17 protein-coding genes are annotated in these 14,179 nt (G+C 62.7%); 9 read left to right on the plus strand and 8 right to left on the minus strand.

All coding sequences use genetic code 11. The features are described from left to right. Positions 1 to 4 precede the first annotated feature (4 nt). Genes pstB through phoB form a run of 3 tightly spaced genes read left to right on the plus strand, consistent with a single transcriptional unit; the run spans position 5 to position 2,281 of the window. Positions 5 to 829, plus strand: a complete 825-nt coding sequence (gene pstB, locus AC1DYO_RS10705) for a phosphate ABC transporter ATP-binding protein PstB (protein WP_112559514.1) — start codon at positions 5 to 7, stop codon at positions 827 to 829. Between the two features lie 41 nt (positions 830 to 870). Then, positions 871 to 1,575: a phosphate signaling complex protein PhoU gene (gene phoU / locus AC1DYO_RS10710; protein WP_477262952.1), complete on the plus strand. Its 705-nt coding sequence runs from the start codon at positions 871 to 873 to the stop codon at positions 1,573 to 1,575. Positions 1,576 to 1,591: 16 nt separating this feature from the next. Then, a complete protein-coding gene (gene phoB, locus AC1DYO_RS10715; RefSeq protein ID WP_010911896.1) occupies positions 1,592 to 2,281 on the plus strand; it encodes a phosphate regulon transcriptional regulator PhoB in 690 nt (229 codons plus the stop codon). A gap of 30 nt (positions 2,282 to 2,311) precedes the next feature. Here phoB and AC1DYO_RS10720 read toward each other — a convergent pair whose 3' ends face one another. Then, positions 2,312 to 3,547 (minus strand): ROK family protein, encoded by a 1,236-nt coding sequence (locus AC1DYO_RS10720; RefSeq protein WP_477262954.1) that lies wholly within the window; start codon positions 3,545 to 3,547, stop codon positions 2,312 to 2,314. Positions 3,548 to 3,816: 269 nt separating this feature from the next. Here AC1DYO_RS10720 and xylF point away from each other — a divergent pair, with 269 nt between their 5' ends. From xylF to AC1DYO_RS10740, 4 genes are all read left to right on the plus strand, one after another. Further along, the gene (xylF, locus tag AC1DYO_RS10725) at positions 3,817 to 4,857 is read left to right on the plus strand and encodes a D-xylose ABC transporter substrate-binding protein (protein WP_181058051.1); all 1,041 of its coding nucleotides are present in this window, start codon (positions 3,817 to 3,819) and stop codon (positions 4,855 to 4,857) included. 145 nt (positions 4,858 to 5,002) lie between these two features. Continuing rightward, positions 5,003 to 6,355: a sugar ABC transporter permease gene (locus tag AC1DYO_RS10730; RefSeq protein WP_477262956.1), complete on the plus strand. Its 1,353-nt coding sequence runs from the start codon at positions 5,003 to 5,005 to the stop codon at positions 6,353 to 6,355. Between the two features lie 11 nt (positions 6,356 to 6,366). Beyond that, positions 6,367 to 7,179, plus strand: a complete 813-nt coding sequence (locus AC1DYO_RS10735; protein WP_477262958.1) for an ATP-binding cassette domain-containing protein — start codon at positions 6,367 to 6,369, stop codon at positions 7,177 to 7,179. Between the two features lie 155 nt (positions 7,180 to 7,334). Continuing rightward, the gene (locus AC1DYO_RS10740; RefSeq protein WP_477262960.1) at positions 7,335 to 8,981 is read left to right on the plus strand and encodes a CHASE domain-containing protein; all 1,647 of its coding nucleotides are present in this window, start codon (positions 7,335 to 7,337) and stop codon (positions 8,979 to 8,981) included. Positions 8,982 to 9,020: 39 nt separating this feature from the next. Here AC1DYO_RS10740 and AC1DYO_RS10745 read toward each other — a convergent pair whose 3' ends face one another. The 6 genes from AC1DYO_RS10745 to AC1DYO_RS10770 all read right to left on the minus strand — a co-directional run bounded on the left by AC1DYO_RS10745 (position 9,021) and on the right by AC1DYO_RS10770 (position 12,550). Beyond that, positions 9,021 to 9,263 (minus strand): YMGG-like glycine zipper-containing protein, encoded by a 243-nt coding sequence (locus AC1DYO_RS10745; RefSeq protein ID WP_112559509.1) that lies wholly within the window; start codon positions 9,261 to 9,263, stop codon positions 9,021 to 9,023. 83 nt (positions 9,264 to 9,346) lie between these two features. Further along, positions 9,347 to 9,673: a hypothetical protein gene (locus AC1DYO_RS10750; RefSeq protein ID WP_477262962.1), complete on the minus strand. Its 327-nt coding sequence runs from the start codon at positions 9,671 to 9,673 to the stop codon at positions 9,347 to 9,349. Between the two features lie 152 nt (positions 9,674 to 9,825). Beyond that, positions 9,826 to 10,002: a hypothetical protein gene (locus tag AC1DYO_RS10755; protein WP_477235822.1), complete on the minus strand. Its 177-nt coding sequence runs from the start codon at positions 10,000 to 10,002 to the stop codon at positions 9,826 to 9,828. Between the two features lie 182 nt (positions 10,003 to 10,184). Continuing rightward, complete coding sequence (locus tag AC1DYO_RS10760; RefSeq protein ID WP_477262964.1) at positions 10,185 to 11,225, minus strand: sensor histidine kinase; 1,041 nt, start codon at positions 11,223 to 11,225, stop codon at positions 10,185 to 10,187. 168 nt (positions 11,226 to 11,393) lie between these two features. Further along, a complete protein-coding gene (locus tag AC1DYO_RS10765) occupies positions 11,394 to 11,561 on the minus strand; it encodes a DUF1328 domain-containing protein (RefSeq protein ID WP_023670098.1) in 168 nt (55 codons plus the stop codon). Positions 11,562 to 11,755: 194 nt separating this feature from the next. Continuing rightward, entirely contained in the window at positions 11,756 to 12,550 is a 795-nt protein-coding gene (locus AC1DYO_RS10770; RefSeq protein ID WP_477262966.1) for a response regulator, read from the minus strand. Between the two features lie 212 nt (positions 12,551 to 12,762). Between AC1DYO_RS10770 and AC1DYO_RS10775 the strand changes: the two genes are divergently transcribed. Then, positions 12,763 to 12,966, plus strand: a complete 204-nt coding sequence (locus AC1DYO_RS10775) for a NepR family anti-sigma factor (RefSeq protein ID WP_181058065.1) — start codon at positions 12,763 to 12,765, stop codon at positions 12,964 to 12,966. A gap of 3 nt (positions 12,967 to 12,969) precedes the next feature. After that, the gene (locus tag AC1DYO_RS10780) at positions 12,970 to 13,521 is read left to right on the plus strand and encodes an RNA polymerase sigma factor (RefSeq protein ID WP_477262968.1); all 552 of its coding nucleotides are present in this window, start codon (positions 12,970 to 12,972) and stop codon (positions 13,519 to 13,521) included. 55 nt (positions 13,522 to 13,576) lie between these two features. On the opposite strand, the gene AC1DYO_RS10785 is transcribed toward AC1DYO_RS10780, so the two are convergent. Continuing rightward, positions 13,577 to 13,954 (minus strand): response regulator, encoded by a 378-nt coding sequence (locus AC1DYO_RS10785; RefSeq protein WP_477262970.1) that lies wholly within the window; start codon positions 13,952 to 13,954, stop codon positions 13,577 to 13,579. Between the last annotated feature and the right edge of the window lie 225 nt (positions 13,955 to 14,179).

Genomic DNA, 14,179 nt, shown 5'->3' on the forward strand with positions numbered 1-14,179 from the left:
TGGTATGAACATCATGACCGAACAGTCCCTTGAAAACGCAGTGGGCGACAAGATGAACGCCAAGTCGAACGAAGTCATCAAGATGCGCGGCGACAAGGTCGGCGTCTTCTACGGCGAGAAGCAGGCGCTGTTTGACGTCAATCTCGACGTCCGCCAGAACCAGGTGACGGCGCTGATCGGCCCGTCCGGTTGCGGCAAGTCGACCTTCCTGCGCTGTCTCAACCGCATGAACGACACCATCGATTCGGCGCGGGTGACCGGCAAGATCACGCTGGACGAGGACGACATCTACGACAAGAACATCGACGTCGTCGAACTCCGCGCCCGCGTCGGCATGGTGTTCCAGAAGCCCAATCCGTTCCCGAAGTCGATCTACGAAAATGTCGCCTACGGCCCGCGCATCCACGGGCTGGCCAAGCGCAAGTCCGACATGGACCAGATCGTCGAATCCAGCCTGAAGAAGGCGGCGATCTGGAACGAGGTCAAGGACCGCCTGCAGGAGCCCGGCACCGGTCTGTCCGGCGGCCAGCAGCAGCGCCTGTGCATCGCGCGCGCCATCGCCGTGTCGCCGGAAGTGATCCTGATGGACGAGCCCTGCTCGGCGCTCGATCCGATCGCCACCGCCCGCGTCGAGGAGCTGATCGACGAGCTGCGCCAGAACTACACCATCGTCATCGTCACCCACTCGATGCAGCAGGCGGCGCGCGTGTCGCAGCGCACGGCGATGTTCCATCTCGGCTATCTGGTCGAGGAGGGCGCCACCGACAAGATGTTCACCAACCCCGACGACAAGCGCACCCAGGACTATATTACCGGCCGCTTCGGCTGAGCCGTCCGGCGGTTGAATTTTCAGGCACGAGGACCAAGATCATGGGTGAACATACCGTCGCCTCCTTCGATGAAGAGCTGGGGCAGATCAGCAAGCTGATCCGCGACATGGGCGATCTGGCCGGCTCGATGGTCAACGCCTCGACCAGGGCGTTGCTCAATTCCGACAATGCGCTGGCGCAGCGTGTCGTTTCCGACGACGCCATCATGGACGCGCGCCAGCGTGAGCTGGATGACCGCGCCATCACGCTGATCGCCAAGCGCCAGCCAATGGCCAACGACCTGCGCGCTGTGGTCGGCTCGATCCGCATGGCCGGCGACCTCGAACGCATCGGCGATCTCGCCAAGAACATCGCCAAGCGCGTCGGCACTGTCGGCCTCAGCGTTACGCCGCGCGACCTGTCGCATTCCATCGACGCCATGGCGCAGCTGGTGCTGATCCAGGTGCAAGGCGTTGTCGAGGAATATGCCGCCGCGGATGCCGCAGCCCTGGCGAAACTCAGGAATGAGGACGAGCGCATCGACGTCAAGTACACGTCGGTGTTTCGCGAACTCTTGACCTACATGATGGAGGACCCGCGCAACATCACCGCCTGCACGCATCTCCTGTTCTGCGCCAAGAATCTGGAGCGCATCGGCGATCATGTCACCAACATCGCTGAAAATGCGTACTATGTGCTGACCGGCCAGCAATTGCCCGCCAATCGTCCGAAGCAGGACGAGACGGCGATGGCCACTTCGGCCTGACAAGGGTGAACTGCTGATGATTGCGCCACGCATCATGGTCGTGGAGGATGAGGAGCCACTGGGCGTGCTGCTCCGCTACAACCTCGAATCCGAAGGCTACCAGGTCGAGGTGGTGACGCGCGGCGACGAGGCCGAAATCCGGCTGCAGGAAAACGTCCCCGATCTGCTGGTGCTCGACTGGATGGTGCCGGCGGTGTCCGGCATCGAGCTGTGCCGGCGGCTCAGAATGCGGCCCGAGACCGAACGGCTGCCGATCATCATGCTGACCGCGCGCGGCGAAGAAAGCGACCGCGTGCGTGGCTTGTCCACCGGTGCCGACGACTATCTGGTCAAGCCGTTCTCGACGCCGGAGTTCATGGCGCGCGTGAAAGCGCTGCTGCGCCGCGCCAAGCCGGAAGTGCTCTCCAGCGTGCTCAAGGTCGGCGACATCGTGCTCGACCGTGAATCGCACCGGGTCTACCGCAAGAAGAGCGAGATCCGGCTCGGGCCGACCGAGTTCCGCCTGCTCGAATTCATGATGCGCCATCCAGGTCGGGTCTTCTCGCGCAGCCAACTGCTCGACAATGTCTGGGGCGAGACGATCTATATCGACGAGCGCACGGTCGACGTGCATGTCGGGCGCTTGCGCAAGGCGGTCAACAATGGCCGCATGCCTGACGTGATCCGCACCATCCGCGGTGCAGGCTACGCCATCCGCGAAGATTGACGCGCGGCGCGCCGCGCCGTTGCCGGCCTCTCAGGCGACATGTTTGCTAGATTTCGCCTGAATCCCCGGCGCGAAAATCTCCTGGTCGACGAAGCCGAGCGCGCGCATGGCGCAGCCTTCGCGGATCAGCGGCAGTTCGTTGGGTTCGGTGTCGAAGGAAATCGACTTCGAGTGCTGGCCGCCGGCGGTCTGGGCAATCGCATTGCGCAATGCCGGTTCGATCAGATCGAAGGCGGCGGCGCTGACACCGACCATGGCGACGGGGGCGGGATCGATTAGGGCGAACAGGCTGCCAAGGCCGAAGCCGAGCGCTTCCCCGGCCTTGCGGTAGGCTTCCCGCTCGGGACCTTCGGTTTCGCGAGCGCGTGTGGCAAGCCCCCGCATGTCGGCGTCGCCGACATCGACCGGTTCGGCGTCCTCGCTCATCCCCATGGCATTGCGCCAGATGGCGTAGTTGCCGGCATAGGCCTCGACGCAGCCACGCCGCCCGCAGCGACAGAGCGCGCCGCCGGGACGGTGGATCATGTGGCCGAACTCGCCGCCTGAGGAATGGGTGCCGGTGAACAGTTCGCCTTTCAGCACCAACCCCATGCCGATGCCGTGCGAGAGCAGGATGGCAATGAAATCGTCGCGGTAGCGCTCAGGCTGGCGCCATTGCAGCGCCACCGCCATCATGTTGCAGTCGTTCTCCATGGTGGCCGGAATGCCGAACTCCGCTTCCAGTATGTCGGCGAACGCGATGTCGGTCAGCGGCGTGATCGGCGACCACAGCATGGCGCGCGCCTGCGAATCGGTGATGCCCTGGATGCCCATGGCAATGCGGGCGATGCTTTGGACATCGAGGTCGGGATCCTCGAGCCGCCGCCGCACGATTGCCGTGCATTCGCCGATCAGTTCGTCGCGCGGCATGGTCAGCGTGTCCAGCCGGCGCTGCTCCTCGGCGACCACATGGCCGGCATAGTCGATGACGGTGACGGAAAGGAAATTCAGCGACAGCACCACGGTCATCACCGCGGCTGCTTCCGGATTGAGGCCAAGGCCGACCTGTGGCCGTCCGCGTTTCAGCGCACCGGTCTCGCCGGGCTTGCTCTCGGCCAGGATGCCTTCTTGAATCAGGTCAGAAGAGATCGCCGATATGGTCGAATGGCTAAGGCCGGTGGTTGCCGCAATCTCGGTCCGCGACGGCTGGCCGGCCCGGCGCACGGCCGAAATCACCATCGCACGGTTGCGACGGCGCAGATCGTCGTGGCGGATACCAACCGACATCTTTTTTGTTTCCTCCCGGTCCCCCGCGCCTCATGATAGTGGAGGCGGTCAGGGACGCCACGCAAATATTGGCAGAAGCCGGTCACGCTGTCATTGTTTATTGCGGGTCTCGAAAAAAATCGACGACGCCATCAGAATCCATCAGAATCGATGTTGACAGCGTCTCGCCGTTGGACCAGTATTTTTTCGAGGCTCGAAAAAATAGAGCCTCTGTGTGCCGGCCCTCGGGCCAGTTTTGTCGCGCCGCGCGCGGCGCAGGGAGGATTATCATGAACAGATTTGCAGCCGCCATGCTGGCGGGTGTCGCCATGTCGCTGACGCTGGTGTCGGTCGCGCAGGCGAAGGACAAGGTCATCGGCGTGTCGTGGTCGAACTTCCAGGAAGAGCGCTGGAAGACCGACGAAGCGGCGATGAAGGCAGCGATCGAGGCGGCCGGCGACAAGTATATTTCCGCTGACGCGCAGTCCAATCCCGGCAAGCAGCTGACCGACGTCGAGAGCCTGATCTCGCAGGGCGCCAACTCGCTGATCATCCTCGCGCAGGACGCCTCGGCCATCGGCCCGGCGGTGCAGAAGGCGCTGGACGAAGGCATTCCGGTCGTCGGCTATGACCGCCTGATCGAGAACAAGGACGTCTTCTATCTGACCTTCGACAACAAGGAAGTCGGCCGTATGCAGGCCCGCGAAGTGTTCAAGGCCAAGCCGGAAGGCAACTATGTCTTCATCAAGGGCTCGGGCTCCGACCCGAATGCCGATTTCCTGTTCTCGGGCTCGATGGAGGTGCTCAAGGAAGCCATCGACTCGGGCAAGATCAAGAATGTCGGCGAGGCCTATACCGATGGCTGGCTGCCCGCCAATGCCCAGAAGAACATGGAACAGTTCCTGACCGCCAACGACAACAAGGTCGATGCGGTGGTCGCGGCCAATGACGGCACCGCCGGCGGCGTCGTCGCGGCGCTGACGGCGCAGGGCCTTGCCGGAACGGTTCCGGTCTCGGGCCAGGACGGCGACCATGCCGCTCTGAACCGCATCGCGCTCGGCACGCAGACCGTGTCGGTGTGGAAGGATGCACGCGAGCTAGGCAAGAATGCCGCCGAGATCGCCTCGCAACTCGCCGACGGCAAGAAGACGAGCGACATCGCTGGCGCCAAGGACTTCACCACGCCTGGCGGCAACACCGTCAAGTCGTTGTTCCTGACCCCGGTCGCGATCACCAAGGACAACCTCAACGTCGTCATCGACGCCGGCTGGATCAAGAAGGACGAAGTCTGCACGGGCGTCGCCGCCGGCAGCGTCGCGGCCTGCAACTAAGCTTGGCCTGTTTCCATTCGATAACGACGCCGCGGCCCAAAGCCGCGGCGTTTTCTCAACAAGATTTGTGTTTCCGCCATAGGCGGCTAACTTCTAGGCTGTGGTCCGGCATCCGCGTCAGACGGCAAGCCGCTGGGAGGACATCATGACCGACACGACCTCGACTTCGCAGGCCGACACCGCGCGTGCGTCGGAACTCGGCGCGGTCGCCCGGTTCCTGAAAGCGACCGAGATCGACACCCGCATGCTCGGCATGATCGGCGCGCTGCTTCTGATCTGGATCGGCCTGCATGTCATTTCCAGCTTCCGCCTCGGGGTCAATCCGCTCGATTTCGACAGCCGCACCTTCCTGACGCCACGCAACCTCTGGAACCTGTCGGTGCAAACGTCCGCCGTCGCCATCATGGCCTCAGGCATGGTGCTGGTCATCGTCATGCGCAACATCGACCTCTCCGTCGGTTCGGCCGAGGGCCTGATCGGCATGGTGATGGGTTTTGCCCAGGTGCATTTCCTGGTGCGCTTTGTCGGGCTCGAGCTTGGCAATCCGTGGATCTGGGTTCTGGCGCTGGTCATCGGCCTGGCACTCGGTCTTCTGATCGGCGCGTTCCAGGGTTTTGTCATCGCCTATCTCGAAGTGCCGGCCTTCATCGTCACGCTGGGCGGCCTTCTGGTCTGGCGTGGTGCTGCCTGGTGGGTGACCAGCGGCCAGACGGTGGCGCCGCTCGACGCCACCTTCCAGCTGATGGGTGGCGGTCCGGCCGGATCGATCGGCGCGACCTGGAGCTGGGTCGTCGGCATCGTCGCCTGCCTTGCCGTGGTGTTCGCGATGTTCAACGGGCGGGTGCAGCGCAAGCGCTTCCGCTTCCCGCTGCGTCCGATCTGGGCCGAGACGCTGCTCGGCACGGTCACCTGCGCCGTCATCATGGGCGCGGTGTGGCTGGCCAATTCCTATCCGTGGCCGATCGGCATCGTGAACCGGTATGCCGCCGCCAACAACATCACTGTGCCCGAAGGCGGGCTGTTCATCGCGCATGGCATCGCCATCCCGGTGCTGATGGCGGTGACTGTCGGCATCATCATGACCTTTATCACCAAGCGCACGCGTTTCGGCCGCTATGTCTTCGCCATCGGCGGCAATCCGGAAGCCGCCAACCTCGCCGGCATCAACACGCGCTGGATCACCATGAAGGTGTTCATGATCATGGGCGTGCTGGCAACGATCGCCGCGGCGATCTCGTCGGCCCGCCAGAATTCGTCGACCAACGTGCTGGGAACGCTGGACGAGCTGCTGGTCATCGCCGCCGCCGTCATCGGCGGCACCTCGCTCGCCGGCGGTTCGGGAACGATCATCGGCGCCATGCTCGGTGCGCTTTTGATGCAGTCGCTGCAGTCGGGCATGGTGCTGCTCGGCGTCGACTCGCCGCTGCAGAGCATCGTGGTCGGCGCCGTGCTGGTCATCGCGGTGTTTCTCGACACCGTCTATCGCAAGCGCGTTTAGGGGATACGATCATGGCTGACAAAACCGCTCCCTCCGCTGCACCCCCCGGCATGCCGCTGATCGACATGCGCAACATCTCGATCGCCTTTGGTGGCATCCGCGCCGTCGACGATGCGTCCATCGATCTTTTCCCGGGCGAGGTCGTGGCGCTGCTCGGCCATAACGGCGCCGGCAAGTCGACACTCATCAAGATCCTGTCCGGCGCCTACAAGCGCGATGCCGGCCATATCTTCGTCAACGGGCAGGAAGCTTCGATCTCCAATCCGCGCGATGCCAAGAAATACGGCATTGAGACCATCTACCAGACGCTGGCGCTGGCCGATAATGTCGACGCCGCCGCCAATCTGTTCCTCGGCCGTGAAATCATGACTGCCTGGGGCACGCTCGACGATGTCGCCATGGAGGCCGAGGCGCGCAAGGTGATGGGCCGGCTCAATCCGCGCTTCCAGCGCTTCAAGGACCCGGTAATCAAGCTGTCGGGCGGCCAGCGGCAATCGGTGGCGATCGCACGCGCCATCCTGTTCAACGCCCGCATCCTGATCATGGATGAACCGACGGCCGCGCTTGGTCCGCAGGAAACGGCGCAGGTCGGCGAACTGGTCAAGCAGCTGAAGTCGGACGGCATCGGCATCTTCCTGATCAGCCATGACATCCATGATGTGTTCGAACTTGCTGACCGTGTCTGCGTGATGAAGAACGGCCAGGTCGTCGGCACCGCGCGCACCACCGACGTCACCCAGGACGAGGTGCTCGGCATGATCATCCTCGGCAAGTGTCCGCCCGGCGCCATTCCTGGGCCGGGCGCGCTGAAGATCGCCGCCTGAGACACGCACTCTCATCGGGTGACCGCCATCCTCTCATGGTAAGCCGGCTAAATGTCTGGAACTTGATGTGCCACCCGTCGTGATGGTTTGGCCGCGCCATTGTGTTGCCGCGGCGACTTGCCCATAAAGGTTCCCGAACCGTTCATGGGCCTGCGTTGAAGAAGTTTTTCCCGATCCTCGCCTTCATTGCCGTCGCGCTGATCAGCCTGACGATGGCGGGTTTTGCCTACTTCGCCACCCAGGAGGCGGCGCGGATCAAATTCGAGGCGACGGCCGACGACGCGCTCAACCGCATCGAAAGCCGCATCGACCTGCACCTTTCGTTGCTGCGCTCAACGCAGGCGCTGTTCGACGCCCGCAATGGCGAGATTTCGCGGCGCGAATTCAAGGCCTTCTTCAGCGCGCTCGACGCCGACACCAACTTCGCCGGCCTGCGCGGCATCGGTTATCTCAGGCTGGCCAAAGCCGGCGATGAAGCGGCGGTCGAGCGTGACATGTTGCGCGACCGTGGCGTGCCCCACGCTGTCTATCCGGACACGACACAGCCATGGCGCACGCCCGTCGTGCTGTTCGAGCCGCTCGATCCTTCCAACGAGTCGACCATCGGCTACGACATGTTCACCGAACTGGTGCGGCGCGAAGCGATCGAAAAGGCGATGGCCGATGACGCACAGCATGCAAGCGGTCTGGTTCAACTCGGCCAGGACACGGGCGCGGCGCAGACTTTTACCGGCTTCCTAGTCTTCGTCAGGCTCAATGTGGAAACCGCGCCGGATGGCATCAACGCGTCCAGGTCGTCGACTTCAGGCTTTCTCTACGCGGCCTTCCGCGCTCGCGACCTGTTCCAGACGGCGCTCAGCCGCACGCCTTTGCTGCCGGTCAACACAGAGGTCTATGACGGCAAGATCGACGCCGATAATCTTCTGTTCCAGTCGGAAACGCCGCCGGTTGCGAGCTTTGGCGACAGGCTCTTGGTGACGCGCAAGATCATCGTCGCCGGCCGGCCGTGGACGGTGCTGTTTCGGCCGACCAGCGCTTTCTCGCAGCCGTCCTCGCGCGCCATTCCGGTGATGCTCGGACTGTTCGGCCTGCTTTTGGCCGGCGCCATCGCTCTGGTGGCGCGCTACCAGGAGCGCGCCTATGACGCCAAGTCGCTGTTGCACGAGACGACGGAAAAGAGCCTGCTCGAAAAGGATCTGATGCTGCAGGAAATGAAGCATCGCATCAAGAATTCGATCACGCGGGTGCTGGCGATCGCGCGCCAGACGGCGGCGCACGCCACCGACGTAAAGGAGTTCTCCTCCTCCTTCTCGGCCCGCCTGCAGGCAATGGCGGCCTCACAGGACATGCTGACGCGCTCGCGCTGGCAGAAGGCCGACCTTGGCGACCTGTTGCGCATCGAGCTTGGCCAGGTGTTTGGCAAGGAGCTTCCGGACGGGATATTGTCAGGGCCTCAGGTGCTGCTCGACGAGACGACGACGCAGGCGCTTGGCCTTACGTTTCACGAACTGGCGACGAATGCGCTGAAATATGGCGAGGCCGGCAATTCCGTCGGCGCGCTGAAAGTGGACTGGTCGTTTGAAGGGCGCGGATCCGACAGGATGCTGGTCCTGAACTGGCGCGAGGCGGGGCAGAAGCAACTCGAAGCACCGGCCACGACCGGCTTCGGCACCAAGCTGATCGATCTCAATGTCACGCGCGAGTTGCGCGGCACGATCGCCAGAGATTTTCGCGCCGACGGGCTCACGGTGGAAATCAGGATTCCACCGCCTGATGCAGGCAAACAAACGGAGACCGGCTGACCGGTCTCCGTCTTGATTGTTTGACGCCTTTGAAGCGGATCAGCAGCGAGCGGTGTAGAGCCGGCCGCGATTGTCGCGATACTGGCAATAGCCATTGCGCAGGTTGCGCACCAGCAGACCGGAACCGGCACCGACGGCTGCGCCGATGAGCGCACCCTTGCCGCCGCCAACCAGGCCGCCGACGCCGGCGCCAACCAACGTTCCGACACCCACGTCCTGCTCGGTCGTGCTGCAGCCGCTGACGGCGACCACGGCAACCATGGCAATAATCAATTTCCGCATTGAGTCTCTCCTCACTTTCGTCCTCACTTTAGTAAGCTCCAGCCGCCATTTAGCACGAAATGACGGCCTTTGCCCGCTCGATCTTATTGTTGGCGAAGATAGTCTTTTTCGGGGCGTGTCACATTCGACGCAACCGCGACGTTTGAAATCTGCAAGGATGCGTCGAGCGAACCGTCCGGGCGCACGTTCCAGACGATCTGGTCGTAATCCTCTTCCAGGGCAGGATCGACGGCAAGACATTTGGCGACGACATGCTCGGCCTGACCTTGCACATCACCCATGGCGAAAGGCCGCTCGGCGGTGCACGCCTCCGCGGTCTCGAACACGCTGACGGGCACCGACAGTTCGCGGCATTCGGTCATGCTGTTCGAACAGCCGATAACCAGAAGCAAAGCGGCGATGTGTTCCACGGCGAAAAATCCTCTCGCCATAAGAACGGTCGACAGCCGTCAAAGTTCCTGTGACGAAAAGGTGGGGACGTTAGCAATTGGCTGGCCAGGAGCCAGACCAGCCTCTGAGCTCAGCCTGATTTGGGAGCAATGTGGACCCGAGCGATCCTGGCTCAGCCCAGCTGCGACGCCACAATCAGCACGATGGCGGCGACGAGCGCGACAGCGGCGAAACGAAGCAAGGGATGCCAGGCGTGCGGCGCAGGTGAGGCGGAAGCATCAGGATCCTGAAAGCCGCTCATGGAGACGCGGGCGGCCTGCTCCAGCCTGTTCATATCGGCAACCGTCAAAGATCATTCCTCCCATACTTGCGTTGCAGGCCACGGCCGAAGCGTCGGTTGAATCGGCCAGGAGCCGGCAATCTCTGGGAGCCTCAGCATCGGACTTTATGGTGAACGGCCGGTTAAGGAATCCGGCGCTCTGGGCTCTCTGTTTGACACAATTAGGAACGCTCTGAGGCAAAGCCGGCCGCTCACTCGGTTTCGAAATTGCCGTGCGGAACGACAAGCCGATACTCGAGCCGGTCGCCGGTGATCTCCAATGTCGCCGTGCCGTTCAACGATGCCGGCACGACACGTTCGAGGGCAACGCTGCCGAAGCGCTTCTCGGTGCGTCTGTTGTCATTGGCAACGATGGCCTCGACCCAGGTCAGCGACAAAGCCGGCTTATCAGCGGCCTCGGTGACGCTCGACAGATTGGCGGTTACCTCGACGAAGCCATCCGGCCGCGCCAGGGCGCCGTAGCTGAATGAATTGACGGCGAGCTCGTGCATGGCCAGGCCGATATGAAGCGCGGCATTGGGATTGAGGTAGGGGTTGACGCCATTGAAGCGCAGGCTCTGTATGGGATCGGCGCCATAGCGTACGACCTGGCCACGGACAAGCTCGCGCAGTGCGGCACCCCGCCAGTTCGACGACGTCACCAGATCCTGGGAGGAGGCCAGTGACTGCAGCCGGCCGCGAAAGCGCGTGAGGAAATCGTCCGATGTCTCGGAATAGCGGCCGGTCTGGGTGGCAATGCTCTGGATAATGGCCAACAGGTTCTTGGAGCGGTGGCTGACCTCGCGCAACAGCGTCTTCAGCGTCTGCTCGCGGCGTTTCTGCTCGGTGGTCTCCACCATCGTGGTGACGACGCCCTGCACATCGCCGCGGTCCCCATGATCGGCGTCGACCCACACCTGGAACCAGCGGATACCGTCGGTGGCGGGCACACTGAGCTCGACGTGCTCGGGATTTCCGGAGGCCATGACACGGCGTTTGGCGGTATCGATGTGCTCGACCTGCGCCGCCGGCAGTATGCCGCTGCTGTCCGCGGAGTCGGAAGCCCATGGCTCACGCATGTTGCGCGCCCACACGGTCTTCATCTCGCGGTCCTGGTACAGAACGGAGATACCGGCATTGTGCAGAGCGTGGAGCAAGGCACGACCGAGTTGCATGCCGCTTTCAGCGGGATGCAGGGCGATGACTTCGTCACTCCGCCCGTTGTCGCCTGTCTCTCCGCCTCTGGAACGCATCAGTCACCTGTCCGCCCACCCAAGCTGAACGATTCACTCTGAAATGAGTTCCTGAAATAAGCCCTGAAACAGGTCCGCCGGACGGCGTCCCGTTGAAGGACACCGCCCGGCGGTGGCTGGAAACCGTTTGAGGGGTGCGGCTTCCAGTGTTTGGCTCGCTATCCGGTCTTACGACGCCCGCCTGAACAGGCCGGCCAGAAGCGAGATGACGAGGAAGGCGAGAAAGATGAAGAACAGGATTTGCGCGATGCCGGCGGAGGTGCCGGCGATACCGCCGAAACCAAGCGCGCCGGCGATGATCGCCACGACCAGAAATACGAGCGCCCAGTAGAGCATGATCCGTCTCCTTCCGATGCTGGGATAAGAACGTGGGTGGTTGGTGTTTGTTCCACCCTTTGCCGAAAAAGACGGCCTTTGGAAGGGCCTGGGCGCGAATTGATTTCAAGCACGCGAGCGCGACCGGCAACTGGCGATCGCCAGGTTGACGATCGCCAGTGCTGGCAACGCCGCGCGATGCGGCGAATGTTGTGCTAGGCGGCGGCCTTGGCCTGCCGGTCGAAGAACAGCGCCTGGCTGATCAGCGCTTTGACCATGTCAGGATTGAACGGCTTGGTGACCAGGAAAGCGGGCTCGGGCCGCTCGCCGGTCAGCAGACGCTCGGGGAAGGCAGTAATGAAGATCACCGGCACCGAGGTCGACGACAGGATCTCGTTGACCGCATCGATGCCCGAGCTGCCATCGGCAAGCTGGATGTCGGCCAGCACCATCTTCGGCCTTGTCTTGCCGAACATCGCCACCGCCTCGGAATGGGTACGGGCGGTGCCGACGACACGATGGCCGAGGCTCTCGACCATTTCCTCGATGTCCATGGCGATCAGCGGCTCGTCCTCGATGATCAGCACGTCGGTCGCCACCTGGCGGGAAATCTCGTTGCTCGCCTGGGCAAGCAGGTCGGAGAATTCCCTGGCGTCGACATCGAGAATTTCAGCGGCCTCGTCCTCGCTAAAGCCTTCGACCGCGACCAGCAGGAAGGCCTGGCGTGGCCGTGGTGCGATGGCGTTCAGATTGGCGGCGGCGCGCTGCTCCCATGCGGATTGCGCGTGCTCCTGCGGAACGCGGATGGCGATGGAGGTGAACAGTTTGGCGAAAACCTTGTAGATCGCGATGCGGTCGTTCGACGCTTCGGGGAAGATGTCAACGTCGGCGATGATGGCTTCGAGCATCGCGGCGACCAGCGCATCGCCACTCTCCTGCGATCCGGATACGGCGCGCGAGAAGCGGCGCAGGAACGGCAGGTGCGGAGCAATGGTTGCGGAAAGGCTCATCATAGACGTCTCCCTCAGATGACGTGATTGCATAGATTCCAGGTCAAGCTGATTGCAAGCCCCGGCAAACAAACGCGGGTTTTGCGAAAAAGTTCCGAGGCTTGTGGAACGAAACAGTGTTGGCGACGTTTGTGGGGCGATGGGCAACCAGACGAGGGGGCCGCTTTGTGTTGTGTAATAGGGCGGCTCGGGCGCTGGAATTTAAGGGCGAAATGAAGGACATGAATAAAGATCCACTGGCTGGCGCCGCTGACAGGCGCCGGGCCAATTCCGGTGACCCGCTCGGGGCGAATTCGGAAATCGGCCGCAAACTCAAACAATATTATGACGAGCTGGTCTCCGACAATGTGCCGGATCGCTTTGCCCAGTTGCTCAGCCAACTGGAACAGGCTGAACCCGCACAGAAGAAGGACTGAGGCATGGCAGCTGTCTCACAAGGCTTCAAGACCGATCTGCTCGGCTCGATCCCGAGCCTGCGGGCCTTTGCCGTGTCGCTGACGCAGAATGCCGACAAGGCCGACGACCTGGTGCAGGAAACGCTGGTCAAGGCCTGGGACAAGCATGAGAGCTTCCAGCCGGGCACCAATCTCAAGGCATGGCTGTTCACCATCCTGCGCAATGAGTTTTATTCGCAGATGCGCAAGCGCGGCCGTGAGGTACAGGACAGCGACGGCATCATGACGGCCAGGCTCGCCGTTCATCCGGCCCAGCATGGTCAGCTCGACCTGAAGGATTTCCGCAGCGCTCTCGAGCAATTGCCCGAGGACCAGCGCGAAGCCATCATCCTCATCGGCGCGTCCGGCTTTTCCTATGAGGAAGCGGCCGAGATCTGCGGCTGCGCGGTCGGAACGATCAAGAGCCGGGTCAGCCGGGCGCGCACGCGGTTGCAGGAGATTCTGAAAATCTCCGGCGAAGACGAATACGGGCCGGATGCGATCTCGTCCCAGGTGACGGGTTCAAACGCTGCCTGACAGTGGGGCCCGTTTGTGGGCTCCGGTTGCTTCAAATCCTGAATCGATGAGCGTTTCAGACAGGCGCGCGGCCGCAGGCTGCGGCCAGCGCCCCGATGAGATCGTCGCCCGAATAAGGCTTTGTCACCAGCCGGATGTCGGGAAAGGACGCCTTGATCTCGTCCGCGTCCGAATAGCCGGAGGCAAAGACGAAGGGCGTGCCCGCCTCACGCAGTTGCGCGGCGAAGTCGAGCGTCGACGTCCCTCCCAGCATCAGGTCGACGATAACGCCGTCGAACCTGTCGGCGACCGTCTGCTCGTCGATCTCTGCCAGGTCGCGGGCAATCACCACGTCGCCGGCGCCATGGTCGCGGCAAAGCTGCTCGACATCCATGGCGATCAGGAACTCATCCTCCAGGACCAGAATTCGCAATCCCTCGAGCAATGGCGGCACCTGGCAAATTCTCCCTAGTTCCGGCAGCACTTCAAATCAACACCACACTGGATCTCAACAATCCACCAGTGGCCTTGCACCCTGAATTCGCTTGCCGGGGCTGCTCCAACGTCAGACGAACCGGATTCGTCTCACTGGAGCGGGGCAAGTCATGATCGGTATTCGACACCCTGTCATTTAAAAAAGACATGCCCCGACCGCCGACGCCGGAACCACAACCCCTGT

Source organism: Mesorhizobium sp. P2_F5 (assembly GCF_056403715.1).

Coding starts and splice junctions, on each gene's coding strand:
- AC1DYO_RS10775 (WP_181058065.1), top strand. CDS start 12,763: ATGAAGGACATGAATAAAGATCCACTGGCTGGCGCCGCTGACAGGCGC.
- AC1DYO_RS10730 (WP_477262956.1), top strand. CDS start 5,003: ATGACCGACACGACCTCGACTTCGCAGGCCGACACCGCGCGTGCGTCG.
- AC1DYO_RS10760 (WP_477262964.1), bottom strand. CDS start 11,225: ATGCGTTCCAGAGGCGGAGAGACAGGCGACAACGGGCGGAGTGACGAA.
- AC1DYO_RS10780 (WP_477262968.1), top strand. CDS start 12,970: ATGGCAGCTGTCTCACAAGGCTTCAAGACCGATCTGCTCGGCTCGATC.
- AC1DYO_RS10770 (WP_477262966.1), bottom strand. CDS start 12,550: ATGAGCCTTTCCGCAACCATTGCTCCGCACCTGCCGTTCCTGCGCCGC.
- AC1DYO_RS10720 (WP_477262954.1), bottom strand. CDS start 3,547: ATGTCGGTTGGTATCCGCCACGACGATCTGCGCCGTCGCAACCGTGCG.
- xylF (WP_181058051.1), top strand. CDS start 3,817: ATGAACAGATTTGCAGCCGCCATGCTGGCGGGTGTCGCCATGTCGCTG.
- pstB (WP_112559514.1), top strand. CDS start 5: ATGAACATCATGACCGAACAGTCCCTTGAAAACGCAGTGGGCGACAAG.
- AC1DYO_RS10745 (WP_112559509.1), bottom strand. CDS start 9,263: ATGCGGAAATTGATTATTGCCATGGTTGCCGTGGTCGCCGTCAGCGGC.
- AC1DYO_RS10765 (WP_023670098.1), bottom strand. CDS start 11,561: ATGCTCTACTGGGCGCTCGTATTTCTGGTCGTGGCGATCATCGCCGGC.
- AC1DYO_RS10735 (WP_477262958.1), top strand. CDS start 6,367: ATGGCTGACAAAACCGCTCCCTCCGCTGCACCCCCCGGCATGCCGCTG.
- phoU (WP_477262952.1), top strand. CDS start 871: ATGGGTGAACATACCGTCGCCTCCTTCGATGAAGAGCTGGGGCAGATC.
- phoB (WP_010911896.1), top strand. CDS start 1,592: ATGATTGCGCCACGCATCATGGTCGTGGAGGATGAGGAGCCACTGGGC.